The following is a 23,382-nucleotide window of genomic DNA, read 5'->3' on the forward strand; positions in this document are numbered from 1 at the left end:
CTTTCTGCCGGTCCTTCTGCCGGTGCCGGCGTCGGTCAACGGGCCGGCGCGGTCGCTTCGTCACTGCCGGCGGTTGCCTGCGGATGCACCGCGTCACGAAGGCGCCGGAGGGTGTCGAGTAGCGTCGTCAACTCCGTAGGCGCGAACTGACCGGTGAACCACTGGTCGATCAGCTGCAGGTGACCGGGGAGGGTGTCGTCGAGGCGTTGCTGACCGGCCCGGGTGAGCACCGCGTACGAGCTGCGCCGGTCGGACGGGCAGGCGCGCCGGCAGACCAGCCCGTCGCGCACCATCCGGTCGACCACCCGGGTCGCGCCACTGGTGGACAGCGCCGCCTGCGCGGCCAGGTCGGTCATCCGCAGTTGGTGACCTGCGGAACGACGTAGCCGCATCAGCACCTCGAACTCGACCGTCGACAGGCCGTGCTCCTCGAACTGCGCCGCGAAGCGGGCCGCGAGCCCGGTGTGGACTTCGAAGAGGAGGCCGATCGCGGTGATCCGGGGATCGTCGGCGAGGTTCTCGGTCACCAGGTCATCGTAGCAGTACTTGACATGAGGAATATTGCCTAGTCTATTGTTGCTGTCGCACATGTTCCCCGTTCAACCGGATGTCCCGCGAGAGGCAGCAGCCATGAGCACCGACCAGACCACCCGCGAGTGGAACGGCATCACCATCCCCACCGCCGGCACCTACGAACTCGACCAGGCCCACCGGCGGGTCGGGTTCGTCGCCCGCCACATGATGGTCAGCAAGGTCCGAGGTGAGTTCACCGACGCCACCGCCACCATCACCGTCGCCGAGGACCCGCTGCAGTCGTCGGTCACCGCGGTGCTGCAGGCGGCCAGCATCAACACCGGGCAGGCCGACCGGGACGCCCACCTGCGCGGCGGCGACTTCCTCGACGTCGAGAAGTTTGCCACCATCGAGTTCCGCAGCACCGAAATCGTCTCGCACAGCGGCAACGAGTTCGTGCTCGCCGGTGACCTGACGGTCAAGGACGTGACCCGGCCGGTGGAGCTCGCCGTCGAGTTCGAGGGCGCCGGCCGCAGCCCGTTCGGCCAGGACATCTTCGGCTTCACCGCCAGCACCGAGATCGACCGTGAGGAGTTCGGCCTGACCTGGAACGTCGCCCTGGAGACCGGCGGCGTGCTGGTCGGCAAGAAGATCAAGATCGAGATCGAGGGCGAGGCCATCCGTCAGGGGTGAATCCTGGCGCCCGTACCCGGCGTGACACAGCGGCACCCCGGCCACCTCCTCGGTGACCGGGGTGCCGCTGTCTGTAGTAACCCCAGTAGAAGACGCCCGTCGGATGTGAAAAGGTGAAACCGAGCGCTTCGGTCCGCTCACTTTGGGGCGATCAACGCCTGTCCCGGCTGGGGGAGCCGACGACAGCTGCGGTCGAGCAGGGTTGCACCACCACACAGTCGGAACAGTTCTGCCGCGCCGCTCGGCCAGCGAGCGTGGCGGCAGTCGTTCGGGGCGCGCCGGGGAGGGCATTATGGGCAGGGATGTCGGTTCACGCGCGTCGTTCAGTCGGGAGGATCGCGTTCGTTACCGGCAAAAGGTCCGGCGCTGCCTCGACGTCTTCGCGCTGATGCTCGACGACTTCAAGTTCGACGCCGACCGGCCGACCACCGGGCTGGAGATCGAGCTGAACCTGGTGGATCCGTACGCGGAGCCGGCGATGCGCAACGCGGAGATCCTGGCCAACCTCGCGGACCCCACCTTCCAGACCGAACTGGGGCAGTTCAACCTGGAGCTCAACGCGCGCCCTCGGCTGATCGAGGCCGACGGATTCGCCGACTACGAAGCCGACCTGCAGGCCAGCCTGGCTCGCGCCGGCGACCGGGCGGCGAAGGCCGAGGCGGCCATCATCCTGATCGGCATCCTGCCCACCCTCACCCCACAGCACCTGGTGCTGAACAACATCTCCACCAACGGGCGCTACCGGGTGCTCAACGAGCAGATCGTCGCCGCCCGCGGGGAGGACATCCGGCTGGACATCCGGGGTGTGGAGCGGCTGCAGGCGTACACCGACTCGATCGCCCCGGAGGCCGGCTGCACCAGTGTTCAGTTCCACCTGCAGGTCTCCCCGGACAACTTCGCGAACTACTGGAACGCGTCCCAGGCCATCGCGGCGGTCCAGGTGGCGCTCGGGGCCAATGCGCCGTACTTCTACAGCAAACAGCTCTGGGCGGAGACCCGCATCGTGCTGTTCGAGCAGGCCACCGACACCCGGCCGGACGAGCTGAAGGCGCAGGGCGTACGGCCTCGGGTGTGGTTCGGTGAACGGTGGATCACCTCGATCTTCGACCTGTTCGAGGAGAATGTCCGGTACTTCCCGCCGTTGCTGCCGATCTGCGCCGACGAGGATCCGGTCGAGGTGCTGCAGGCCGGCGGCGTTCCCGAGCTCAGCGAGCTACGGCTGCACAACGGCACCGTCTACCGGTGGAACCGGCCGGTGTACGACATCATGCACGGTCGACCGCACCTGCGGGTGGAGAACCGGGTGCTGCCCGCCGGGCCGACCGTCGTCGACATGCTCGCCAACGCCGCCTTCTACTTCGGCCTGGCCAGGGAGCTTGCCGAGGCGGACCGCCCGGTGTGGAGCCAGCTGAGCTTCGGCGCGGCCGAGGAGAACTTCCACCAGGCGGCGCGGCGCGGGATCGCCGCACAGATGCACTGGCCGCAGCTCGGCGAGATTCCGGTCACCGATCTGGTGTTGGACGTCCTGCTCCCCAAGGCGTACGCCGGTCTGGACCGGTTCGGGGTCTCGCCACAGCAGCGCGACCGGCTGCTCGGCATCATCGAACAACGCTGTCGGTTGAGACGCAACGGCGCGGTCTGGCAGACCGAGTCGGTCTGGCGGGCCGAGCGGGAGCAGGGCCTGGCCCGACCCGACGCGCTGCACCAGATGCTGCAGCGCTACGCCGAACTGCAACGCAGCAACGAACCGGTGCACACCTGGCCGGTCGACTGAGTCGCGTTGTTCAGCTGCCGTCGGGGGTGGTCGGCGCGGGCCGGCCCCCGCCGGTGACCGAAGCCGTGCCCCGGGCCGGCGGGTCGGCCACCTGGCCACTGGTCGGCTGCTCCGGCACCGGTGCGTCGCGGCCTTCAGCGGAGCCGGTGGCGTCGTCCCGGCCGTCGGCGGACCCGCCGGTAGCCGGGGCATCGGCGGCCGAAGCACCGTCGCGGTCGGTGCCGCTGGCGGGCTGCCGGCGGGACATCTCCAGCCGCTGCGCGATCGCGGTGACCAGCACCGACCCGGCCAGGCCGGCGATCACCGCGTACGGGGCGAGCAGATGCGCCGAGAGTTGCTCCGCCCGCGGCCCCACCAGCCGGGGGGCGGCCAGGAAGTACGCGGCGGCGATCAGCACCGGGCCGACGCCGCCGGAGATCGCGGCGCCCACCCGGCGCCGGGCGTCGCGGGCGGCCGGCCAGGCGGAGACCGCACCGATGATGAACGCCGAACCCAGCGACAGCGCCGCCCCGGGCAGGTAGATGTTGCGGAACCAGTACTGTTCGCTGTCCGCGGTGATCTGCCAGACGCCGAGTTGGGCGCTGGTCAGCCCGGTGCCGGAGACCACCGAGTCGATCACGGCGACCACCGCCAGCAGCCAGAGCCAGCCGACAGTGGCGATGGCGTTCGCCGCCGCCGCCCGGGAGGCGACCGCCCAGATCGCCATCAGCAGTCCGACGACCGCGCCCACCATCGCGTACCCGGCGGCGATGGTCTGTGGGGAGAAGGTGTCGGCCCGGGTCGCACTGCGCGCGGGTACGGCGATCAGGGCGACCGTGAGCATCCCGCCGATCGCGGCCGCTGCGGCGAGGGCGAGTCGCCACAGGCTTGCGGTCAGCAGGCTGTCCGGCGTTCGATCCGGATCGGCGCCGGCCGACAGTTCCGAATTGGGAGGTGACGGCGCGAGCCGGTCCGCGACGACGGCACCGATCACCACTGAGGTCGCCGTGATCCACGTCGCCCAGGCGAGGCTGGCGACCCAGGAAGCCTCTCCTCCGCCGTCGACTGACGGTAACCAGGCAACTATGCCGAGGCCGTAGCCCAGACCGAGCTGCGCGGCACCTGCGCCCGCAGCGATGCCGGTCGCCGTCGCGACCGATCTTCCCCAGCCTCGTACGGCCATGCCGGGCACTGTAGCGGTAGTGGCGAACTCCGGCGACTCGTGGGCGTGGGGCGCGCTGTCCGGCGGCCGGGTCGATATCTTGAGCCCTACCGAAAGTCACGCCCGGTGGTACGGAGAGGACGAGTCATGGCCGACAGACCGAGGGATCCTGCGCAGGACGGCTCGGCGGGGCGTGACGCCGGGGACTACACCAGCCAGCTGCCCCGGCCGGTCGACCCCTGGGCGACCAGGGCCGGTGGGCCAGGTGACCAGGCCGGCGAGCCGACCGGTGGGTCCGACCAGCCGGCGGGTTCCGCCGCCGGTGGTGCCCGCGAGCCGGCGTGGTCCGGCCGGGCCGGAGTCCCGGTGCGCCCGGCGACGGGTGGCGGCGGCACCGGCGACTGGCCGGGACCGGGCGGTTCGGAAGGCGGCGGCCGGCCGTGGTGGCTGCCGATCCTGATCGGTGTCCTGGCGCTGCTGCTGGTCGCGTTGGTCGGCCTGGTGATCTGGTGGGCCAGCACGCTGGACGACTCCACGGATCCGGGCGGGCCGACGCCGACGGCGGCGCCGACCGCGACGGTGCCGACCGCGCAGCCGGAGACGGAGCAGCCCGAGCCGACCGAGGAGCAGCCGGAGCCGACCGAGGAGCAGACCACCGAGGCGCCGGTCGTGGTCGTACCGACGCTGACCGGGCTGCCGCTGGCGGACGCCCGTGCCGAGCTCGACGAGCGCGACCTGGTCTACCGGCTGGAACAGCGCGGCTCGGACCAGCCTGCCGGCACGGTGCTCGAGACCGATCCGCCGGCCGGGACGGAGGTGCCGCCCGGCACCGAGATCCTGTTGGTGATCGCCGCGACCAACACCGAGCCGACGGGTCCGGCTGAACCGACCGGGGCGGCCGAGCCGACCGGGGACCCGGGCGACGGAGACGAGGACTGAGTCGCGGTCAGCTGGCCCGCGCCGACATCACCGTCGAAGCCGGCCGCCGGGCGGCTGCCCGACCCGGCCGGTCGGCCACCACCCGGAGCTGGCGTAGGCCGTCGATCTGGACGAAGATGGAGCGTCGGTCGACGGCATCGCCGCTGGCGTTGAGTTCGTAGCCGTCCAGCCAGACCCAACCGTGGTAGGTCGGCCAGTCGTGGACCCGGATCACCCGGAAGAGGAGCGGCTCGAGGAACTGCACGCTTGCCGCACGGGTCACGTGGAGGACGTCTCCTGAGCGGGGTAGTAGCACCGCTACTCCTGTTCCGAGCTGCCGTTGTCCGATTGCTGCCAGGCATGCGGATCCGCACCGGGCACTGTCGGATGTTCCACCGGTTGCCGGTGGTCAGACGGGCACGGCGTTGCCGGTGTCCGGGCAGCAGGCACCGTCGCGGTACGGCGCAACCGCGGCGGATACGATCTTGTATGAACGCTGAGTGACCTGTGGCCTACGCAAAGAGTGCACCACCGTCGCCCTCGATGCAAGTTGCAAAGTGGTTTTGGCGTTATGCGAAAATCACTCGGTCGATTGCTGCTTGAAGTCCTACATGTACGGGCGGCAGACTGAACAGGCTTTCTTTCCGCGTCGGCTTTCCTCCCCGTCCACGCACGACCGCTCGCGACGTGACCCCGTCGCCCCTCAACCGCGTGCGCGGGGCCGGCCGACTGCCCCTGCACCCCTGACCGGAGGTGACCGGTGACCGAGCGTCGAAGCCCAACCGTCCGTCGCCGCCGTCTCGGCGCCGAACTGCGCCGGCGGCGGGAAGCCGCGAAAGTCACGATCGATGCGGTGGCCGAACGACTGGAGTGCTCCGCCTCCAAGGTTTCCCGGATCGAGACGGGACACACCACCGCGACTCCGCGGGACGTTCGCGACATGCTGGGGATCTACGGCGTGACCGGTGTCGAGGCCGAGGAGCTGGTGCAGATCGCCCGGGAGGCTCGGCAGAAGGGCTGGTGGCATCCGTACTCCACGGTGCTCACCGGCGCGTACGTCGGCTTCGAGGCGGCGGCCCGGTCGGTCCGGGCGTACGAGCAGCAGGTGGTTCCCGGTCTGCTGCAGACCTCCGATTACGCCCAGGCGATGATCCGCTCGGCCCGGCCCGACATCACCGACGAAGAAGTTGCCCACCGCGTCCATGTCCGACTGAAGCGTCAGTCGTTACTGACTCAGGAAGATCAGATCGATGTATGGGCGGTGCTCGATGAGGCGGTTTTGAGTCGGCCGGTCGGCGGCGACGCGGTGATGCGCGCCCAACTGCACCGCCTTGTCGAGGCGGCGGATCTGCCGAACGTGACCCTGCAGGTCCTTCCGTTCGAGGTGGGGGCACACGCGGGGATGGACGGGACGTTCACCATCCTCGACTTCCCGGAGCCCAGCGACGCGGACGTCGTCTACGCGGAGAACGCCACCGGTGGGCTCTTCCTGGAGAAGACCGAAGAACTACGCAAATACATATTTATCTTCGATCACATACGCGCGGCGGCACTCACTCCCGAGGAGTCCGTCGCGATGATCGCTGAACGCGCAAAGGAGCCATTGTGGACATCGAGGTCAAGGGGCTTCGGGTAGACCTGACCCGTGCGGCCTGGCGAAAGAGCTCGCGCAGCGGGCCGAACTGCGACAACTGCGTGGAGATCGCGTTCGTCGACCAGGCCATCGCGGTTCGCGACTCGAAGAACCCGACCGGGCCGGTCCTGATCTTCACCTCCGACGAGTGGGACGCCTTCCTCGGCGGTGCCCGAGACGGCGAATTCGACCTGGACTGACCCACGGTTGAGCCCCGGGCGCGTCCCGGGGCTCAACCGTGCCCAACCTCGACCGTCCCCCGGCGTGGCCGCTGGGCCAGCCCAGCTCAGCCCCTGGGTAGCCGCCCGACCAAAGCATGCTCAGCGAGCGCGCTGTGCCGCAGTGCATGTCGCACCCCGATGGCGACCAGCAGGATCACCGCCACCGTCAGTACCAGCCCGTCGGCGACCATCCCCAGCTCCGGCACGCCACCGAAGTACCGCGCTGCCACCGCCACCAGCGCCAGCGCCGTCACCTGCACCGGCAACGCCACCAACGGGTGCGCCGCGCGGGCCAGCAGCCCTGGCGGACTCGGCGCGGCGGGCGCGGTGACGAACGCCGCCGATCCGCCGTACAGCCGCCGCAGGCGCGGCAGGGTCACCACCGCGACCGCCGCCGCCGGGACGGCGACCAGCAGTACCTGGGCGCTGGCCGCCCCGCCACCGATCAACCCGGCGATCCCGCCCAGACCGGCCAGCACGAACGCGGTCAGCCAGCCGACCCGGCGCCGTAGCGTCGCGGGGCTGCCCGCCGACGGCAGCGACTCGGCGATCACGGCGGCGACGAGCCAGCCACCAGCCAACGCCAGCCAGCAGACCAGAGCGATGTCCATGCACCGAATCCTGCCGGCCGGTCGATGTCGGCACCTCCGGGCGTAGCCCTGGTCGACCCCCCAACGGTCACCCGTAAGGGCGCCGGCAGGTTGGGCGTCCGCTGGCTACTACAGCGTCCGTACGTGGAAGCCACCGTCGACGTCGAGCACCTGGCCGGTGCTGAACGGCAGCAGGTCGGTGGCGACCGCCACCACCGCCCGCCCGACGTCGTCCGGCTGGCCCCACCGCCGGATCGGCGTCAGACCCTGGTTGAGAATCAGATCGTCGTACTTCGCCTGGACCGGACCGGTCATGTCGGTTGCGATGATGCCGGGCCGGATCTCGTAGACGTTGATGCCGTGCTCAGCGAGGCGGGCGGCGTACAACTGGGTGGTCATCGCCAGGCCGGCCTTGGCCACGCAGTAGTCGCCCCGGTTGACGCTCGCCGTGTAGGCGCTGATCGACGAGACGATGACGATCTTGGGCGCGGTGACGGTGCCGGCCGCCATCATGTCGATCATGGCTCGGCTGACCTGCTGGGTCAGAAAAAAGGGACCCTTCAGATTGATGTCGATCAGCCGATCGAAGGACTCCTCCGTCGCGTCGAGCAGGTCCGCCCGCACGTCCGGGGCGACGCCGGCGTTGTTGACCAGCAGATCGATCCGGCCGAAGATCGCCACGGTCTGATCGACCAGCCGTTGCCGGTCCGCGCTGACCGACACATCCGCGCCGACCAGCAGTGCCCGGCGGCCCATCGCCTCGACCTCGTCGCCGACCTGCTGGGCCGCCGTCGCGTTCCGGGCATAGTTGACCACGACGTCGTACCCGGCGGCGGCCAGCGACAGCACGATCCCGCGCCCGATCCCCCGGGAACCGCCGGTGACGATGGCGACCCGCGCGGCGGTCACCGTCCGCCCCCGACGGTGTCCGCGCTGTCGGCGCTGTCGGCGTCGGCCGGGCCGAAGAACGTGTAGTACGGTTCGTCGCGCGCCATCCGCTGCAGGTAGAGCGCCAGTTCGCGGGCGTGGTAGTCGCCCCACATGCTCGACTCGCCGTGCGGCACCCGGCTGCCGGCCGGCACGTGGTCCCAGCCGTTCGGTCGGTGGTAGATCGAGTGCAGGATCAGTCCCTGGTGACGGGTGTCGGTGCTCAGGTACGGCTCGTCGAACAGGGTGCCGGCCACGGTCAGCCCGGCCTGCCAGTAGCGGCGACCAGCGTCGGGCTGCCCGGCACCGGTCAGGTAGCGGCCGAGTCGCAGCAGCCCCTGTGCGCCGATGCAGGCGGCTGACGAATCGACCGGCTCATGATCGTTGTACGGGTCCGCCGGGCGATCCAGGTAGTCGCCGAGCGCGGCCAGGCCGGGTGCGCCGGTGTCCCAGTACGGGATGCCGTCGGTCGGGGTGTGTTCGAGGTAGAAGTCGCAGGTGGCGGTGGCGGCCTTCAGCAGCATCGCGGTCACCTCGGCCCGCCCGCCGTACGGTTCGAGGTCGCTGTCCGGCAGCACCGCCAGGTATTCGAGCTGCTCCGGGAAGCCGAGCATCGCCCAGGCCAAGCCTCGGGTCCAGGTGGTAAACGGCGAGTAGCCCTGCTGGGTGCTCGGGCAGCGGAACCGGCCGTCATTGACGTTGAAAATCGACTCGTGGGCGGTGCGACCCCGGATGTCGTAGCTGTCCCGCCCCTCGCCGTAGAAGACGTTGTGCCGGGCGGTGTTGGTGGCATGCTCGATCAGCCGGCCGAGCAGCGAGATCCGCTCGTCCTGTTCACCCATGAGCGCGTGGCCGAGCAGGTGGGACACCGCCAGCGCACGGCAGGAGCGGATGGTGTCGACGAACAGCGACTGCGGCCCGTTGAACGAGTAGACGTAGCCGGTACCGTCGGCGGTGTCCCGCCAGCGGGCTGCCTGGACCGCCCCGGTCAGCTTCAACGCCAGCTCGTAGAAGTCGCGCTCGGCCCGGTCGTGCGGGAGCCGCCCCTCGGCCATCAGCCGCCACAGGTTGCCGTACGTGCTGACATTGTTGAAGCCGTGGTCGTGCACGCCGATGTGGCTGACGTGGCTGGCCATCACGGCGACGGTCAACTCGCGGGCGGAGTCCAGAAACCGCTGCTCGCCGGTGGCGTCGAACTGCAACAGGGCCGAACCGTACTGGAAGCCCTGGGTCCACTCGGTCCAGCCGCGCGCGGCGTACCGGCCGTCGACGGTGAAGACCGGCGACGCCGAGCCGGGCGGGCAGCTCTTCTCGATCGAGTCGATCTTGTGGGCGGAGGCTTCCCAGAGGCGGTCGATCCTGGGTTGCAGGCTGGCCGGGGTCAGCGAGTCGTCGATCCGAATCATCGGATCAGCATAGGAAAGCGCTTGCCTGGGCGGAAGGCCTCGGCCGTGGCGGAAGACCAGGCCGCCGAACCCGCGTCCCGCTACGCGACGAGTTCGACCCGGCAGTACGCGCTCGCCGCGCGGGCGAGTTTGCCGTCGGCGGTCACCAACGTCAGTGCGCGGCGTTCCGCGAGGGCGACGTAGGGGGCGTCGTACGCGCTGATGTTCGCCTTGACCTGCCACATGCGGGTGAGCAGGTCGTCGATCGGGACGGTGTCGACGCCGAGGCGGCTGATCCGGTCGACCGCCCGCGCCGCCGTCTCGTTGGTGATCTTTCCGCCGAGGGCGAGCCCTCGCATGACAGAGAAGACCTCGACCTTCCAGTGCTCCGGTGCCGCCCACTCGGGATCGCGGCCCAGGACGGCGCGGGCCTTGCGACCGCGGTCGTCGCTGTAGACGAGCACGCTCGCGATGACCGAGGCGTCGACGACGATCACCCGACGTCCCGCCCGGATGGTGCGGAGTCCGGGAAATCCCGTTCAGCGCGGGAACGGGCGAGCAGATCGGAGGCGTTGGGCGCGGTCGGTCCGGCTCCGCTGCTGCCGCCGTCGAGTTCGTCGCTGAGCTCGGCGAGGAGCTGCCGGTTGCGGCAGAAGTCAGCCTGCCGATTGAGGACGGCCAGTAGGTACGCCTGCAGCGACTGGCCGCGTTCGCGGGCCTGCTGGGCCAGGAGGTCCCGCACCTCTTCGGGTACGTCGCGGATGGTGAGCACCACAGTCATGACTGCATTTTGCCTGCACAGTGACTACACGGTCAAGTCATCTCTTCGGCTGGGCCGTGGTGGTGGCGTGGGCGCCGTCGGGGTGGAACCGGGCAGCGGCGGGTTGGCCGAGCTGGTCGGCGGGGATGGTGGCGCGCAGCGCCCCGTGCAGGTAGCGGTAGCAGAGCACGACGGCTTCGGGCAGGCTCGCGCTGGTGGGGACGGGGTCGACGGCGAGCGGGGTGGCGGGGTCGGACGACGGCGACGTCCAGGGCGAGACCGAAGCCGCGCACGGCTGCGGCAAGGTACGCGTCGATCGGGTCTCTACCACCTGGTCACAGATGCGGTACGCCTCCGGTGCGGGATGAACTCAATCTCGCGCTCGTGCATAGAGATTGCAGAGGGAAGCCGACAGGAAGGACACGCGATCGTGAATCTACCGTCAACGCTGGGCTCCGGGTGAGGGGCGTCTCGGCACAGCCGACAGATGACGCAGCCACCATCATCGCGTCGCTGGACGACCCTGATCGCTTCGCACAGGTCTACGAGAAGCACGCCGGGATGCTTTACGGCTACGCGTACCGGCGGGTGGGTCGGGAAATCGCCGAGGACGTCGTCGCGGATGCGTTTGTGGCAGCGTTCCGGGCACGGCACACCTATGACCCAGGTTACCCGAACGCGTTCCCGTGGCTGCTCTCGATCGTGCATCGCGAGTTGGCCCGCCATCACCGCGCCGAAAACGCCCGATACCGGGCGTACCTGCGAGTCAAGCCCGACAGCGGCGAGGAGGCGCTCGCGGACCGAGTGGTGGCGGCCGCTACCGCCCAGGCATGGCGTAGGCCGCTCGCCACGGCGCTCGCCCGGCTCGGCCAAAAGGAGCGAGATGTGCTCTTGATGGTTGCCTGGGGCGGCCTGAGCTATGAGGAAGTCGCCCGGTCCCTGAATATCCCGATCGGCACGGTCCGATCTCGGCTCAACCGGGCCCGTCGCAGGATGCGTGACGCGTTGGACGGCGGTACGACTCAAAGCACCCTGACAGACACTGCGATCGAGAAACGATGGTGGAGAAGATGGAGCGACGCATGAGTGAGATGGACCGGATCCGGGAGCTCGGTGCTGCTTTGGCTCCACGTGCCGGGGAGACCCCTACCGCCTGGCGCAGCCGGCAGCTGGGTGAACCCGACACGCAGCCGACAGCACACCGCAGTAGCGCAGCATCGCCAGCTAGGCGTTGGAATCTTGCCTTGACCAGCGGAGCTCTGGCAGCCTTCCTCACCATAGTTGCCGTCGGCACCACGATTCACGTCGGTCGGTCTGATGGCGGAACGGCGCCGCTCCCCGACACAGCCGAGGCCGCCTCGATCCTCCGAAACGCTGCGTTGGTGGCGCAGGAGGCAGACCTCGCCGCGCCGCAAGCCGGGCAGTTCGTGTTCACCGAGACAGTGGCGAGCCCTATCAATCAGGTGCAGCAACCAGACGGCAGCTTTGCCACAAGTCATGGACCTCGGGTGTTGCGGCAGACCTGGCTTTCGGCCGACGGCACTGAGGATGGGTTGATCCGCGATCGGGTCTATCAGCAGGACTCGGCCCCATTCGACGACCTGGTGCTGCCGGCATGTCCCTCAGGTCGGTCAAGCCCGTCCGTCGATCCCAAGGCGGACCAGACATGTGTGCCACAGCAGGGCTACGACGCCGGGATGCCAGACAGCCCAGCGGCGGTGCTCGACTGGCTCCGAGCCGACGTGAGTTCAGCGGAGAGCTTGCAACCAGATCCGCAGGCGAGGTCATCCGCCTCCTCTGATGGCAGCGCCGTTGATGCCCTCTTGTTTCAACGGGCGGGCGAGTTGCTCGTCGGCGGTAGGTACCTCTCCTCGCGCCAACGAAGTGCCCTGTTTGACGCGCTGGCCTCGCTGCAAGGCGTAACCCTCCGGCAGCAGGTGCGGGACCTTGCCGACCGCGAAGGGGTAGGGATCGGTATGACCGAGGGCACGACACTCATCTTCGACGCGACGTCGTACGTGTTCCTCGGCACCGCCAACAGTGCCCTGATACGCCAGGCCATCGTGGACAGCTCAGGCAGCTAGCCGCCTTGACTCAGATCAGAGCACTGCCAACTTTGTTATCAGTTAGTTACCCGATCACTCAAGGTCATCTGATCACTCCAGCCATACCCGTTGACGTCGACACCCGAACAACCATCCAGTCACCTTCGGTGATCTCCCATGCTCGCGGAGCACGCAAGACCTCTCGGAACACCACGCAGGCTCGTGGGCATCGGCAACCTCCGATGCAATCGGCTGAAGGTCGACCAGCATGGATCGTTCCCACGGGGGATACCGGTTCATCTTGGCCAGCAGGCGTGCCGGGGTGCCGGGGTGCCGCTTCCTGTTGTGGGGAACAACAACCAGGAGGGACGTCTTGGCAAAGCAACGGGTTACACACACGCTCTTGACCTTAACAACTGCGTCAGTCTTGACCCTGACCCTAACAGCCTCGCCAGCGCAGGCAGAAGACCTTCCAGAAGTTCCCCAGCACTCGGTGGCACTGCAATCCCTGCTGGACTTTTATCCTGAATCCATCGCCATCGACGAGAACACTGTCCGAGTAGCACCGGGCGTACTCGTCACGCTGCCCAAGGATTACCCGCGAGATAAGGTTTTCGCCAACACCGCTTCATCCGAGGTGCCAGCCGCGATCACCCGAACCGCTCCGCCGGCGCAACCTACAACGTCTCCCGCGAAGGCCCAGGAGCCGGTAACCCCCGCCGCGGATGACTACTTCTACGGCTGTTACTACGAACATCTCCGTCTGTACACTGAGCCAAACCTTCACCCCGGTAGTGCAATAATTTCTTTCTACTACTGCCAGTTCAAGGACCTCGGAGCAATTCCATTCCCAGGCGGCGGGCACTGGAATGATCGCATCTCATCCTGGGTAAACAATCAGGCACCAAACACCGCGAGCCACTTCTACAATTGGAACGGCACCAACCAGTGGACCCTTCTTTTCAGCTCCAACGCATTCAGCTACAACACAGGAATGGGTCCGTATGACAATATTCTCGATGCTGTCCGCGTGTGCTAGCTGAGTGGCATAGGCAGTCCGTTTAACAGTTTCTACTTGCCGTCGGCGATGCGAGCTGCGCGCAGTTTGCGCAAAGCTCTCAGCGTCGCCGGCGGCCTGATTAGTGCGATGGAATATCTCCATGCGCATTCGGCACCCGTCACCCATCAGATATGGCAGCCGGTCTCCTCGTTGCACGTCATTGGGATCGGGTGGTGCCGTCGGGGTGGAGCCGGAGGGTGGCGGGCTGGCCGGGGTGGGTGGCGGCTTGGTGGCGTACCTCGGTGATGAAGCTGGTGGTGTCGGGTGCTGGGCCGGGGGTCGCGGGCCGGTGGGGGACGGACATGGGCTTTTCGGGGTCGGTGGGGATGGTCGCGCGCAGCGCGCCGTAGAGGTAGCGGTGGCAGAGGGCGACGGCTTCGGGTAGGGCGGCGCTGGTGGGGACCGGGTCGACGGTCGGCGGGGTGGCCGGGTCGGCGACTTGGACCGACCAGGTGTGGCCCTGCATCAGCTCCGGTCGGCCGGTGCTGTCGCGGTGGTCGACGACGGTGATGTCGAGGGCGAGGCCGAGGCCGGTGACGAGGCGGGCCAGCTGGTCGAGGGTAGGGCCGGGCCAGTCGGTGGCGCGGACCAGGATGCGGGCGCCGTCGTGGGCGGCGGCGGCTTCGGCGAGGTACGCGGCGAGCGGGTCCCCGCCGGTGTGGGGGATCTGGCTGATGCCGTTGCGCAGGTGCTGGTCGATGACGTGTTCGCCGTCGATGTCGGTCAGGTCGGTCGGCTGTACGCCGAACTGGGCGGAGAGGGTGCCGATCCGGTAGTGCTCGGGCAGCTGCCACACGCTGGTGCCGGACGCATGGTCGGTGTGCACCAGCGTTGGGGAGGTCGGGCCGTCGTCGGGTCGCCAGTTGCGGTGCACGGTCCGGCCGCGCAGGTCGGTGACGGTGGCGACGGCGCCATGCCGGACCCGGCGGGTGCCGTAGCAGTCGGTGCAGTACGGCGGATCTGCCGCGTTGGTGCATCGTGGGCAGGGGTGGGTGGGGATCGGCTCGCCCCAGTATCTCGGCGCTGGCGGCTCCCATCCGCGCCGGAACCTGCCGCCGCCCTCGCCCGGCTCGGTGTCGTCGGGTCGCAGGCTGGTGTGCCACCAGTGCCGGTTACGCCAGATCGCCTGCGCGCCGCCGTGCTGCTCGGCGTCGGCGATCATGCGTCGTTCGAGTTGGTCGAGGTCGTGGCCGCCGGGGTGCCCGTCGAGCCCGACCGGCATCGGGTGCGGGGTGAGCGCGGCCTCGGTGAGGTAGTGGGCGGGCAGGTTCCAGTCGGCCACGGCCAGCCCGGAGGCGGCCCGTTCCGGGCTGATCGAGGTGACCGCCGCCGGCAGGTCGGCTACCCAGCGGTGCGGGTAGTCGGGCACTTTCCCGCCGGCGAGTTCGTACCGGATGTCCCAGCTCAGCCCACTCGGAGTCGATGCTGGTCGGGCTTCGAGGACCAGGTCGACGTGAAGTTGGTCGGCGAGCGCGCACAGCCGGCCGAGTAGCCGACCCGGGTCGCCCGGTGGCGGCGGTTCGCTGCTGCGGCCGATCAGGACCAGCCACGGCGTGGTGAGCCGGTTGGCGAGCGCAGACGCCTCACACCGGTGGCGGTCCCGCTCCGGGATGCCGGGCTGCCACTGGATCGGCAGGGTCAGCCCGGACGACGGGAGCCGGCCGGGTTCGTCGGGGAAGTCCGGGTCGCACAGTGTCGCGGCGGCCACGCCGGCACGCTGGGCGAGGTCGGTGACGATCGGTGCGTACGGCAGCCACCAGGTGCCGTTTGGGGTCGGCAGCGGCGTGAACGAGCCGGGGACGAGGCTGGTAGAGGCCACCGCCCCGGTGTCGAGGTTGGCGACGGTGACCACGAGTTGCGCCCGCCGCCGCTCGGACCCGAACCCGACGACGTGGACCGGGCCGGCCGGCACCCCGTTGACCCCGGTCACCCGGTCACCCCCGTCCCTGCCTGGAACTGTTGGAACTGCTGTGACTGCCAGTCCCGCAACGCCTGCTTGACCCGCATGTTCTCGTCGCGGGTGGCGGCCAGTTCGGCGCGCAGGGCGGTCAGCTCGTCGGCGACCAGGTGCAGGAACGTGCGTACCTCGGTGGGGTCGCAGCCGCGCCGGACGCGGTCGCCGAACCGGCGGTCGCGGACCAGGCCGGGACTGATCGACGGTCGCACCGGCCTGCCGTACAGGTGGCCGACGGCGTTCGGGGCACGTCGCACCGGCCGGCGCTGGCCGGCCGCAGCGTCGATCGGCCGCTGGTTGTGGCGCGCGATCTCGGCGAGCAACCGCCGGTTGCGCCGGCTCCGCACCGGCGGTCGACGGAACAGGTCAAAGAACCTACGCACAGCAGGAACCACCTTCCAAGAGTCGGAAACCTTCAGGGGTACGGGTCGAGAGGGCGCGGCTGATGTCGCAGTTGTGCCGCCGCCCTGGTCAGCGGTGTCGGCGGGGGCGCGGTGCCCAGCGGAGACCGTCACGCTGGACGAAGATCTCCCGCCGTTCGCGGGCTTCACCGTCCGGCGCCAACACGTACCCGGACAACCAAACCCAGTCCTGATACGTCCACCGCTTGTCCACTGTTGTCACCCGGAACCGGAAGCCTCGACCGGCGGCGAACTGCACACTCGCCCTGCCGTCGATGATCAACTCGTCGCCGGGCCGGGGGTCCGCCGGCGACCGGTCGGCCGGCACGCTACCGATCAGCCGCCGGCATCTTCACGCGGAGGAAGTCGAGGAGTCTGCGCACGGTAGGTCGCCTTTCAAGCTCGCGGGTCGGGCATGGTCTTCGGGGTAGAGCGGGTGGAAGGGCGGCCCGACCCCGAACGGGGGTGCGGAGGTCGGGCCGCCTGCCCTGCGCACGCAGCCTCAATCGGCGGTACGCACGCAGGGCCGCGTGGGTGAGGGCCGTCAGGACGACAGAGCTGGAGCCGCCCTGACGGGGTCGACCGCCGGGTTTGCCGAACCAAGGGGCTGACCGAGCACCAACCTACGTCAACAGCTGACGTAGGTAAACCCTCCGAGGCAGGTTTCTTGCATCACTTGCTGACCAAGGTTGTGCGTGATCGAATAGTGGTGCCGAACCAAGGGGATGTGCCATGCCCTCAGCACCAGCCGATTACCGACGGATCGCAGACGAACTGACCGCGAAGATCAACAGCGGCGAACTACCGCCTGGCACGAAGCTGCCCAGTACCGCCCAGCTTGCTGACCAGTACGACGTCAGCCCAGCGACCGTGTACCGCGCCGTCTCACTCCTGCACGACCGAGACCTCGTCGTCGGACATTCCGGTCGCGGTGTGTACGTAGCGGAGAAGTAGCTGCCGTCCTACATGCAGCTCTCCGGCAGTTCAAGGTCAGCGTCTCCACCGCCCAAGCCCAGATCAGCCGCACCGAGAACGGGCCGCCTGTTCGACACCTCGACAGCCTGACGCACTGGGCCTGCACGCTTTGGATGCCCGAGCATCTACTGTGGTTCAAGCTGCCCAGCACATCGTCTGCGAGCGACGACTCTCGTATGGCCGTCACAAGCGTGGCGGCTGTACCGAGACAGGCCGTGCCGGCACCGGTCCCACTTCAGTCTCCGTCGTTCGGACTGCCGCTGGGTGACGGCAATGGGTATGCCTCCGCGATGCAGTCGTTCCGGGCGGCGGACCGCCAAGTCGGCGGCGGCCACCTCTACGCCACGGTCGTGCAGTACCTGCAAGCCGAAGTCGCCCCATGCACGTTCGGAGTCGACCAGAGCAGCGATCGGCAGCTCGGCACGCATATCCTCGCCAGCCTGAGCCACCTCGCGCACCACCGGGGCAAGCCAACCGACGCTCTCCGGTACGCCCGGCAAGGCAGCGAGGGTGCTGGCGCGTGGTCCGCGGTTGTCTGAACTCGAAGCTCGCCTGCTTGCCATGCAGGCTCGTGCCTTCGCCACACTGAGACAACCCGACGACTGCGCACAGCACCTTATCGAGGTAGAGCGAGTGCTTGAAGCAGAACCGGCCGAAGAACGGTCGCCGTGGGTCAGTCACTTCGATGAAGGCTCGCTGGCCAACGAGGCCGCCCGGTGTTTGCGCCAACTCGGTGACCTAGGCCAGGCGAAACGGCAGGCCGAGCGGGTCGTCCAACTGCGACCGGGAGACCGCACGCGAAGCCGGGCATTCGGACAGCTCATCCTCGTGACTGTGCTCGTGGCCCAGGGCAGGCCCGAGGAGGCCTGTACCGTAGCTCAAGAGGTGCTGGACGCGACCCATCAGCTCGGTTCCTATCTCGTCATCCAGCAACTCCTTGGTCTCAGGCGCTTGCTGGAGCCGCACCGGGGGTACTCGGGTGGTGGCCGAGTTCCTGAGTTTCCTTGATGAGGCGCTACGTGAGCGGGCGTGGCTCTACCAGCGGCTTGCGCAGGACGGACGTAGCGGTACAACGGCGTTGGGGAGAAACCGTGAACTCTGACGCTCCGCTGTATGAACGTGACCCGGAGGCGTGGCAGGCGCACCTGGCAGAAGGCAACGCCAAGCAGCCCCGCAAGCGCGTCAGTGCCGATGTTCTCGTACGTGACCGTGCCGGACGGATCCTCCTTGTTGACCCGCAGTACAAGCCGGATTGGGACATGCCCGGCGGCATGGCGGAAGCCAACGAGCCGCCTCAGGATGCCGTTCGCCGCGAGCTTCGAGAAGAACTCGGGCTGGACGTGCACGTAGCCGGGCTGCTGGTGGTCGATTGGGTGTCACCACACGGACCCTGGGACGACCCGCTCTCGTTCATCTTTGACGGCGGCGAGCTGACCGATGAGCAGATTGCCGGGCTCAAGATTTCGGATACTGAGCTGTCTGAGTTCGAGTTTTGTACGGCGGAGAAGGCGCAGCAGCGGCTCCGTCCCTATGTATGGCGGCGCGTTGCCGTGGCGCTTGACGTACTGAAGACTGGAAATGTGCGATACTTGCATGATGGGCACATGAGGTGAAGTTGCGAGGAGTACCTTGAAATGCCCAGTCGACCTGCCGACTACCTACGTGTCGTCGATGACATCACCGAACAGATTCGGTCCGGTGAGCTGTCGCCGGGCGACAAGCTGCCGACATACGCCCAGCTCTCCGACACGTACAAGGTCAGCGTCTCCACAGCCCAAGCGGCCCTGCGGCTGCTGCGCGACCGTGGCTTGGTCGAAGGCCACCAGGGCAAGGGCACGTACGTCGCCGGGCAAGCCACGAAGATGTGATCCCCGCTGCCGAGTTCGTGGCAAGGCCCCACGCCGCCGGCGAAGCCCACAGCCCAGAGAACTGCGAAACGCATTGCCGAGTACGCTCCCCAGCAGCTGGGTTAGGCGCTTGCACAGGGTCGCGGCAGATCCGGATGGCGCTGGCGGGCAGCAGGTAGGCAGCCACGGATATGGATAGGCGACGTCTTATGGCAGCCCAGTCGCGTAGACGCGTTCGGCGGGTGGGAGGAAGCCCGGCGTGATCTTGTGGTGCAGGGCGTGGTGGGCGGTGGCCCGTTCAGCGGGGTGGGGCGGTTGCCTGGGCGGTGATCGCGATGTTCCAGGGGACGACGCGTCCATCGCTGGATGCGGGCTGCCAGGGTCGTAGGTTGGTGTCCAACTCTTCGACGGCCGTCAGGCGGAGGGTGGGTGGTGCGAGGAACGCTCCGAGGAATGTTGTCAGGGTCGGGTAGCGGACGCCGATCCGGCTGCGCATCGGGTACGTGCCGGTGGGGTCACGGTGGATCCGTTCGTCGCCGTAGCCGGCGCTGATGCGTACCTCCCGGTCGGTGGCCTCGGTGCGCCGGTCGCAGAACGCTCCGGTGTAGGCCGGGTGCACACCGAGGTAGATCAGCCGGCCGCCGGGCCGCAGGATGCGTGCCGCTTCGCTGATGGCGGTGGGGAAGTTGTCGATGTCGGTGTGGGTGTAGGTCATGACCACGGTGGGGACCGAGGCGTCCGCCAGTGGTAGCCGTCGTGCGTCGGCTCGGATGAGACTGGTGTTGCGGGTCGCGGCGATGCGGAGTTGGTCGGCGGAGAGGTCGATGCCGATGATCGTGTAACCGTGTGCATCGACCGTGGCGAAGTGCAACCCGGTGCCGCAGCCGACGTCAACGCAGATGGCGCCGGTCGGGTTGGCCGGACCGAGAAGGCGGGCCAGCAGCCCGGCTGAACCGTGCTCGTCACGGTAGGCGCGGAACGTGCTGTCGTACCAGTCGGCGTGTCCGTCGTAGCGGGCGTCCGTGTCCATTCCGCCATTGTGGCTCCGTGTCGACCATCAGCCTCGGCCGCCGCCGCTCTGGTCGGGTCGCACCGCTCGTCAAGCATGGCCCGAACGTTCGACGTATCCTGCGCCCGTCACCCGACTTGAAGCACGCTCGGCGGCAGATCCGTACGTTGGCCTACCCCGAGCCGACGAGGATGCAGAACGGATGTCCCTCCGGATCGGCGAGAACGTAGAGAGGCTCCTCTGAATTCTGGGTGCGGTCGTGAAGCAAGCTGGCTCCGAGCTGCTCGGCTCGTCGACGGTGTCGCTCCAACTCGTTGACGGTGGGTACGCGGAGATCCAGGTGCATCTGCTTCGGAACGTCGTGTGACGGCCAGGTCGGCCGCATCAATATGGGCACCTGTTGAAAGGCAAGCTTGCGGTTGCCGTTCCCGTCGACCAGGACGAGCCAATCTTCGTCATCGGTCGTTCCGTCAGCCGGAGGTTCGTCACCAGGGCGGTATTGCAGTCCGAGGAACTCGCGGTAGAACTCAGCGAGGGCCCGGGCGTCGGTGGCGTCCAGGGCGGTGTGCATGAGAACCGGATAGTCGGACACTGACGACGCCTCCTCACGGTCTTGGCCCTGTCATCACACCACGAAGTCGCCGAGCGAACATCCTGACATCGGCAGATCCAGACGCTTCACCCGGCGGTGGCCGACTACGCTCCGTCACGCCTGGTTCGCGGCATGTGCGCGCACTAGGTTTGGCCTTGGTGAAACGTGCTGGGGCTCGGATCGTCGCCTCGGCTTGCCAATCTTGTTCGAGCACGAGACGTCTTGATCGCGCAGTTTTGTGCCCGACTACGCCTCGGTCGGCTGGTAGTAGAGCCTGGTCAGGCGCGGCAGGCGTCGTCGCATTTCGGCCTCGTCGTCGAAGTCGAAGTCCCAGTCGCGGTCGAGTTGGGGATACCGGATGCTGTAAGCGTTGGACGGTAGCTCTTGTCCGGTTGCTGCCAGGTGCGCGTTCCAGGCGACGGCGAGGATGTCCTCACACCACAGGTCCTCGCCGTTCGCAGCGGCCTGGACGACGATGGGGTGACCGGCGAGCCGGTCCGGGTCGGCGAGTGCTTCGTGAAACACGGTCTCCCCCTGGGCGATCAGCCAACCGCGGAAGTAGTCGAAGCCGTCGTCGGAGGCACCACCGTTGATTACGTAAGCAGCCGCCCAGAGGTCGGCGCGGTAGGACCGGGCGAGCAGATCCCACAGCGGTTGAGCGAAGGCGACGATCTCAGCTGGTTCGCGTTGACCCAGCAGCGCGACCATCCGTTGTGCCACCTCGTCGGCGTCCAGCGCTGCCTGGTCCAACTCGCTCCGCGCCTGTTCGACCAGGCGCCACACGCCACTGACGTTCATGATCAACGATCATCGCACGCAGCGACTCACCGCGCGACGACGGCCGCGATTCCAGGTTTGTCGAACGGAGCAGTGCCCACACGATTCGAAGGAGTGACGTTGCGTAGCGATCGTTTCACGGCAGATGAGTGCGCCGGCTAGACGGTGTCGATCTCAACCGTAGGCGATTCCAGCGCGGTCGAGCAGGCGGCACATGTCGTGAAAACCCTCGACACACGCATCGACGACAGCGCCATGGCTGCCGGCCGACTTGGCGTACTGCAACAGAAAGTACGGGTCGACGGCATCGGGGACATAGATGTTGGCCTCGACAACCTCGCCGCTCGCCACGTTCTCGAACCGGCAGTGCTCCCCGTGCAGGTGCAGGTACCAGGTCGCGCCGTCGTACCGTACGGACTCCGGGTAGTCCGTGTCGTCGTCGCTCCCCGGCGGCATACCAGCCCTCATCTGCTCGACGAGCGCTGCGGCTGTTCGGCGGAACACGGCGACGAGGCTTTCCAGGACCGGGCGTAGCCTCGTGGCTTCTTCGTCATCGACGAGCCGCAGCACGGTAAGGACCGGCCCTCGACTCCGCGGCGAGGCGAAGACAACCACATCAGACCCGAGCGAGGCCTGCAAGGCGCGGGCAGTGACGGTGGCGGTTGGCATCGTCACGGCCTCGTCGAGCGAGATGAACAGACCGCGGCCACGAGCGACCCGCTGACGAACTTCGGAAGGATCCGGCACGCCTGCGGCAATCACAGGACCTACCTTTCCGTGTAGCAACTGGTATCTGGAAACGTACCCAACTCGGCACGTCCGGACAGCTCTCCCGGCGGTGTTTGGATACGTTCCGTGACGAGCGGTTCGCGGCAGTTAAGGATGGCGAATGGCTAGGCTCTGCACCCATGGCGCGCCACGAACTCAAGGAAGTCAGCTGCGTCAAGTTCAGGTTTACCGGCATCGTGGGAGCGGAACCAGACCTCGTCGTGACAACGGCTGCTGGTGACCGGGAAACCCCAGTGATCCCCGGTGCCGACCGGGGCGACGGCGATGAAGGTTCGGTCGGGGAACTCGCGGTCGTTGACTGATCTGAGGTTTTCGTCGCCTGAGTCGTGGCTCACGATCGGGAAGAGCTCGACGGACCCGAACATCCCGCCGCCATAATGGATCATGAAGGCCTTGTACAGCTCCGGGAGAATGACGTCCAGGTGGGTCTCGACCTCGGAGATATCCCTCTCGGTGACTGTGTACCCCTCGATGAGTGGGAAACCGTACTCGGCCAGCGAAGCGGCCGACTCATGGCGCAGGGATTCGGCCAGCACGTCGAACTGCATGATGTCCATGCTGCTCAGCATATGTATCCCGACGGCAGATCGGCGGGGACGGGCGCACCGAATCGGCTGCACAGCTTGCCGCCCCGGCTCTGCCGCCGACCAGCCTCTGGACGCGGACAGCGATAGACGGTGCGACGCGCGTATGTCGCCCGTCCGGACGCCTCGCCCGTCACACGGGTTCGCGGCAGGTCATGCCCCTCACCGTGGTGGCAGATCCCGGGCGGCGTCACCACGTTCCACTGGTTCAACGGGCCGGATCGGGCGTGCTGTCGGTTCCTGGGAACGGTCGACGCCGTCGAGCAGGTCATCCCAAAACTTCTCTGCAGCCTCGCGAACCTCAGGGTAGAGGTTGCGATGTACGACCCACTTCGCGTCGCCCAAACTCATGCCAGTCGCGTCGGCAACGGCCTTGATCGCCGAGATAGGGGAATCGGTGCGCTGGAGCAGTTCCTTAGCTACCTGATCCGCGTCGGTACCGGATGTCAGCATCGTCCGTGCTATATCCGTCAAGGCTCGGATCCGCGCTATTCGCTCCGCCTTCCCGGCCTCCGTCACAGACGGAGGATATCGCCAGACCGTTCGGATCTCAATCGGCAAGCCAGGTGCACACTGTTCTCGGCAGATCCGGACGCCAAGGGAGCGGTCGGCTCTACGCCACCCGTCACCCCACGCCACCGACCTTGACCTCCCGCAGGCCTGGGGCCAGCCGTCGGATGTAGGCCGAGTTGAGTGCGGCTTGCCGCGTCTACCTCAGGGCCGGTGCGTCGACTGTCGGCGGCCAGTGAATACTCCCCGTAGGCGGTCATTTATCGCCCCGTTGGTGGCCAGGG

General features: G+C 67.8%; 31 protein-coding genes. 13 read left to right on the forward strand and 18 right to left on the reverse strand.

Annotated features, from left to right (window positions below):
* Positions 1–35: 35 nt before the first annotated feature.
* Complete coding sequence (locus ACFHWT_RS05620) at positions 36–527, reverse strand: MarR family winged helix-turn-helix transcriptional regulator (RefSeq protein WP_416593484.1); 492 nt, start codon at positions 525–527, stop codon at positions 36–38.
* Between the two features lie 103 nt (positions 528–630).
* On the opposite strand from ACFHWT_RS05620, the gene ACFHWT_RS05625 reads away from it, so the two are divergent.
* A complete protein-coding gene (locus tag ACFHWT_RS05625; protein WP_416593486.1) occupies positions 631–1,206 on the forward strand; it encodes a YceI family protein in 576 nt (191 codons plus the stop codon).
* A 292-nt stretch (positions 1,207–1,498) separates the two neighbouring features.
* Positions 1,499–2,980: a glutamate--cysteine ligase gene (locus ACFHWT_RS05630; RefSeq protein ID WP_282232966.1), complete on the forward strand. Its 1,482-nt coding sequence runs from the start codon at positions 1,499–1,501 to the stop codon at positions 2,978–2,980.
* A gap of 10 nt (positions 2,981–2,990) precedes the next feature.
* Here the strand turns inward: ACFHWT_RS05630 and ACFHWT_RS05635 are convergent, their stop codons facing one another.
* Positions 2,991–4,142, reverse strand: a complete 1,152-nt coding sequence (locus tag ACFHWT_RS05635) for a hypothetical protein (RefSeq protein WP_416593487.1) — start codon at positions 4,140–4,142, stop codon at positions 2,991–2,993.
* Between the two features lie 126 nt (positions 4,143–4,268).
* Here ACFHWT_RS05635 and ACFHWT_RS05640 point away from each other — a divergent pair, with 126 nt between their 5' ends.
* Positions 4,269–5,060, forward strand: coding sequence for a PASTA domain-containing protein (locus ACFHWT_RS05640; protein ID WP_416593489.1), 792 nt, complete (start codon positions 4,269–4,271; stop codon positions 5,058–5,060).
* A gap of 7 nt (positions 5,061–5,067) precedes the next feature.
* Here ACFHWT_RS05640 and ACFHWT_RS05645 read toward each other — a convergent pair whose 3' ends face one another.
* A complete protein-coding gene (locus ACFHWT_RS05645; RefSeq protein ID WP_278172766.1) occupies positions 5,068–5,355 on the reverse strand; it encodes a hypothetical protein in 288 nt (95 codons plus the stop codon).
* A 444-nt stretch (positions 5,356–5,799) separates the two neighbouring features.
* Here ACFHWT_RS05645 and ACFHWT_RS05650 point away from each other — a divergent pair, with 444 nt between their 5' ends.
* Together ACFHWT_RS05650 and ACFHWT_RS05655 are read left to right on the forward strand one after the other, a co-directional pair.
* Positions 5,800–6,675: a helix-turn-helix domain-containing protein gene (locus ACFHWT_RS05650; RefSeq protein WP_416593490.1), complete on the forward strand. Its 876-nt coding sequence runs from the start codon at positions 5,800–5,802 to the stop codon at positions 6,673–6,675.
* Positions 6,651–6,872, forward strand: a complete 222-nt coding sequence (locus ACFHWT_RS05655) for a DUF397 domain-containing protein (RefSeq protein WP_370461626.1) — start codon at positions 6,651–6,653, stop codon at positions 6,870–6,872. Before ACFHWT_RS05650 ends, ACFHWT_RS05655 begins: the two co-directional genes overlap by 25 nt.
* A gap of 86 nt (positions 6,873–6,958) precedes the next feature.
* On the opposite strand, the gene ACFHWT_RS05660 is transcribed toward ACFHWT_RS05655, so the two are convergent.
* From ACFHWT_RS05660 to ACFHWT_RS05685, 6 genes are all read right to left on the reverse strand, one after another.
* Positions 6,959–7,504 (reverse strand): hypothetical protein, encoded by a 546-nt coding sequence (locus ACFHWT_RS05660; RefSeq protein WP_416593491.1) that lies wholly within the window; start codon positions 7,502–7,504, stop codon positions 6,959–6,961.
* 108 nt (positions 7,505–7,612) lie between these two features.
* Complete coding sequence (locus ACFHWT_RS05665) at positions 7,613–8,392, reverse strand: 3-ketoacyl-ACP reductase (protein ID WP_416593492.1); 780 nt, start codon at positions 8,390–8,392, stop codon at positions 7,613–7,615.
* Entirely contained in the window at positions 8,389–9,816 is a 1,428-nt protein-coding gene (locus ACFHWT_RS05670) for a hypothetical protein (RefSeq protein WP_416593493.1), read from the reverse strand. Before ACFHWT_RS05670 ends, ACFHWT_RS05665 begins: the two co-directional genes overlap by 4 nt.
* A gap of 80 nt (positions 9,817–9,896) precedes the next feature.
* Entirely contained in the window at positions 9,897–10,292 is a 396-nt protein-coding gene (locus ACFHWT_RS05675) for a type II toxin-antitoxin system VapC family toxin (protein WP_416593494.1), read from the reverse strand.
* Positions 10,289–10,576: a FitA-like ribbon-helix-helix domain-containing protein gene (locus ACFHWT_RS05680; RefSeq protein WP_416593495.1), complete on the reverse strand. Its 288-nt coding sequence runs from the start codon at positions 10,574–10,576 to the stop codon at positions 10,289–10,291. The genes ACFHWT_RS05675 and ACFHWT_RS05680 overlap by 4 nt, the downstream gene beginning before the upstream one ends.
* Positions 10,577–10,613: 37 nt before the next feature.
* The gene (locus ACFHWT_RS05685) at positions 10,614–10,886 is read right to left on the reverse strand and encodes a hypothetical protein (RefSeq protein ID WP_416593497.1); all 273 of its coding nucleotides are present in this window, start codon (positions 10,884–10,886) and stop codon (positions 10,614–10,616) included.
* A gap of 128 nt (positions 10,887–11,014) precedes the next feature.
* On the opposite strand from ACFHWT_RS05685, the gene ACFHWT_RS05690 reads away from it, so the two are divergent.
* From ACFHWT_RS05690 to ACFHWT_RS05700, 3 genes are all read left to right on the forward strand, one after another.
* Positions 11,015–11,641 carry an RNA polymerase sigma factor gene (locus ACFHWT_RS05690; RefSeq protein WP_416593498.1) on the forward strand — a complete coding sequence of 209 codons (627 nt, stop codon included), beginning with the start codon at positions 11,015–11,017 and terminating at the stop codon, positions 11,639–11,641.
* Between the two features lie 5 nt (positions 11,642–11,646).
* Complete coding sequence (locus tag ACFHWT_RS05695) at positions 11,647–12,639, forward strand: CU044_5270 family protein (protein ID WP_416593524.1); 993 nt, start codon at positions 11,647–11,649, stop codon at positions 12,637–12,639.
* Between the two features lie 334 nt (positions 12,640–12,973).
* Entirely contained in the window at positions 12,974–13,639 is a 666-nt protein-coding gene (locus ACFHWT_RS05700) for a hypothetical protein (protein ID WP_416593499.1), read from the forward strand.
* A gap of 178 nt (positions 13,640–13,817) precedes the next feature.
* On the opposite strand, the gene ACFHWT_RS05705 is transcribed toward ACFHWT_RS05700, so the two are convergent.
* The 3 genes from ACFHWT_RS05705 to ACFHWT_RS05715 form a co-directional block, all read right to left on the reverse strand.
* A complete protein-coding gene (locus tag ACFHWT_RS05705) occupies positions 13,818–15,590 on the reverse strand; it encodes a hypothetical protein (protein ID WP_416593500.1) in 1,773 nt (590 codons plus the stop codon).
* Complete coding sequence (locus ACFHWT_RS05710) at positions 15,587–15,997, reverse strand: DivIVA domain-containing protein (RefSeq protein ID WP_416593501.1); 411 nt, start codon at positions 15,995–15,997, stop codon at positions 15,587–15,589. Before ACFHWT_RS05710 ends, ACFHWT_RS05705 begins: the two co-directional genes overlap by 4 nt.
* An 88-nt stretch (positions 15,998–16,085) precedes the next feature.
* Positions 16,086–16,343: a hypothetical protein gene (locus tag ACFHWT_RS05715; RefSeq protein WP_416593502.1), complete on the reverse strand. Its 258-nt coding sequence runs from the start codon at positions 16,341–16,343 to the stop codon at positions 16,086–16,088.
* 404 nt (positions 16,344–16,747) lie between these two features.
* Here ACFHWT_RS05715 and ACFHWT_RS05720 point away from each other — a divergent pair, with 404 nt between their 5' ends.
* The 5 genes from ACFHWT_RS05720 (at position 16,748) to ACFHWT_RS05740 (ending at position 18,858) form a co-directional block, all read left to right on the forward strand.
* Positions 16,748–16,969 carry a GntR family transcriptional regulator gene (locus tag ACFHWT_RS05720; protein WP_416593503.1) on the forward strand — a complete coding sequence of 74 codons (222 nt, stop codon included), beginning with the start codon at positions 16,748–16,750 and terminating at the stop codon, positions 16,967–16,969.
* Between the two features lie 311 nt (positions 16,970–17,280).
* Positions 17,281–17,529, forward strand: a complete 249-nt coding sequence (locus ACFHWT_RS05725) for a hypothetical protein (protein WP_416593504.1) — start codon at positions 17,281–17,283, stop codon at positions 17,527–17,529.
* On the forward strand, positions 17,522–17,998 hold the full coding sequence (locus tag ACFHWT_RS05730) for a hypothetical protein (protein WP_416593505.1): 477 nt from the start codon (positions 17,522–17,524) through the stop codon (positions 17,996–17,998). Before ACFHWT_RS05725 ends, ACFHWT_RS05730 begins: the two co-directional genes overlap by 8 nt.
* A gap of 83 nt (positions 17,999–18,081) precedes the next feature.
* On the forward strand, positions 18,082–18,603 hold the full coding sequence (locus tag ACFHWT_RS05735; RefSeq protein WP_416593506.1) for an NUDIX domain-containing protein: 522 nt from the start codon (positions 18,082–18,084) through the stop codon (positions 18,601–18,603).
* 21 nt (positions 18,604–18,624) lie between these two features.
* Positions 18,625–18,858 carry a winged helix-turn-helix domain-containing protein gene (locus ACFHWT_RS05740; protein ID WP_416593507.1) on the forward strand — a complete coding sequence of 78 codons (234 nt, stop codon included), beginning with the start codon at positions 18,625–18,627 and terminating at the stop codon, positions 18,856–18,858.
* Positions 18,859–19,135: 277 nt separating this feature from the next.
* Here ACFHWT_RS05740 and ACFHWT_RS05745 read toward each other — a convergent pair whose 3' ends face one another.
* From ACFHWT_RS05745 to ACFHWT_RS05770, 6 genes are all read right to left on the reverse strand, one after another.
* Positions 19,136–19,867 carry a class I SAM-dependent methyltransferase gene (locus ACFHWT_RS05745; protein WP_416593508.1) on the reverse strand — a complete coding sequence of 244 codons (732 nt, stop codon included), beginning with the start codon at positions 19,865–19,867 and terminating at the stop codon, positions 19,136–19,138.
* 151 nt (positions 19,868–20,018) lie between these two features.
* Positions 20,019–20,438, reverse strand: coding sequence for a VOC family protein (locus ACFHWT_RS05750; RefSeq protein ID WP_416593509.1), 420 nt, complete (start codon positions 20,436–20,438; stop codon positions 20,019–20,021).
* A gap of 246 nt (positions 20,439–20,684) precedes the next feature.
* Entirely contained in the window at positions 20,685–21,236 is a 552-nt protein-coding gene (locus ACFHWT_RS05755; protein WP_416593510.1) for a DUF4240 domain-containing protein, read from the reverse strand.
* Positions 21,237–21,389: 153 nt separating this feature from the next.
* Positions 21,390–21,977 carry a hypothetical protein gene (locus tag ACFHWT_RS05760; protein ID WP_416593511.1) on the reverse strand — a complete coding sequence of 196 codons (588 nt, stop codon included), beginning with the start codon at positions 21,975–21,977 and terminating at the stop codon, positions 21,390–21,392.
* A 131-nt stretch (positions 21,978–22,108) separates the two neighbouring features.
* Positions 22,109–22,561 carry an SMI1/KNR4 family protein gene (locus tag ACFHWT_RS05765; protein WP_416593512.1) on the reverse strand — a complete coding sequence of 151 codons (453 nt, stop codon included), beginning with the start codon at positions 22,559–22,561 and terminating at the stop codon, positions 22,109–22,111.
* 189 nt (positions 22,562–22,750) lie between these two features.
* Positions 22,751–23,041 carry a hypothetical protein gene (locus ACFHWT_RS05770; protein ID WP_416593513.1) on the reverse strand — a complete coding sequence of 97 codons (291 nt, stop codon included), beginning with the start codon at positions 23,039–23,041 and terminating at the stop codon, positions 22,751–22,753.
* Positions 23,042–23,382 lie beyond the last annotated feature (341 nt).

Source organism: Micromonospora sp. LOL_021, assembly GCF_048060215.1.
Lineage (GTDB): Bacteria > Actinomycetota > Actinomycetes > Mycobacteriales > Micromonosporaceae > Micromonospora_E.

What these genes read in the sequence shown, in the direction of transcription:
- ACFHWT_RS05625 (WP_416593486.1), top strand. Translation starts at nt 631, where the DNA reads ATGAGCACCGACCAGACCACCCGCGAGTGGAACGGCATCACCATCCCC.
- ACFHWT_RS05630 (WP_282232966.1), top strand. Translation starts at nt 1,499, where the DNA reads ATGGGCAGGGATGTCGGTTCACGCGCGTCGTTCAGTCGGGAGGATCGC.
- ACFHWT_RS05635 (WP_416593487.1), bottom strand. Translation starts at nt 4,142, where the DNA reads ATGGCCGTACGAGGCTGGGGAAGATCGGTCGCGACGGCGACCGGCATC.
- ACFHWT_RS05640 (WP_416593489.1), top strand. Translation starts at nt 4,269, where the DNA reads ATGGCCGACAGACCGAGGGATCCTGCGCAGGACGGCTCGGCGGGGCGT.
- ACFHWT_RS05660 (WP_416593491.1), bottom strand. Translation starts at nt 7,504, where the DNA reads ATGGACATCGCTCTGGTCTGCTGGCTGGCGTTGGCTGGTGGCTGGCTC.
- ACFHWT_RS05670 (WP_416593493.1), bottom strand. Translation starts at nt 9,816, where the DNA reads ATGATTCGGATCGACGACTCGCTGACCCCGGCCAGCCTGCAACCCAGG.
- ACFHWT_RS05680 (WP_416593495.1), bottom strand. Translation starts at nt 10,576, where the DNA reads ATGACTGTGGTGCTCACCATCCGCGACGTACCCGAAGAGGTGCGGGAC.
- ACFHWT_RS05695 (WP_416593524.1), top strand. Translation starts at nt 11,647, where the DNA reads ATGGACCGGATCCGGGAGCTCGGTGCTGCTTTGGCTCCACGTGCCGGG.
- ACFHWT_RS05720 (WP_416593503.1), top strand. Translation starts at nt 16,748, where the DNA reads ATGCCCTCAGCACCAGCCGATTACCGACGGATCGCAGACGAACTGACC.
- ACFHWT_RS05725 (WP_416593504.1), top strand. Translation starts at nt 17,281, where the DNA reads ATGCAGTCGTTCCGGGCGGCGGACCGCCAAGTCGGCGGCGGCCACCTC.
- ACFHWT_RS05740 (WP_416593507.1), top strand. Translation starts at nt 18,625, where the DNA reads ATGCCCAGTCGACCTGCCGACTACCTACGTGTCGTCGATGACATCACC.
- ACFHWT_RS05745 (WP_416593508.1), bottom strand. Translation starts at nt 19,867, where the DNA reads ATGGACACGGACGCCCGCTACGACGGACACGCCGACTGGTACGACAGC.
- ACFHWT_RS05755 (WP_416593510.1), bottom strand. Translation starts at nt 21,236, where the DNA reads ATGAACGTCAGTGGCGTGTGGCGCCTGGTCGAACAGGCGCGGAGCGAG.
- ACFHWT_RS05765 (WP_416593512.1), bottom strand. Translation starts at nt 22,561, where the DNA reads ATGGACATCATGCAGTTCGACGTGCTGGCCGAATCCCTGCGCCATGAG.
- ACFHWT_RS05770 (WP_416593513.1), bottom strand. Translation starts at nt 23,041, where the DNA reads ATGCTGACATCCGGTACCGACGCGGATCAGGTAGCTAAGGAACTGCTC.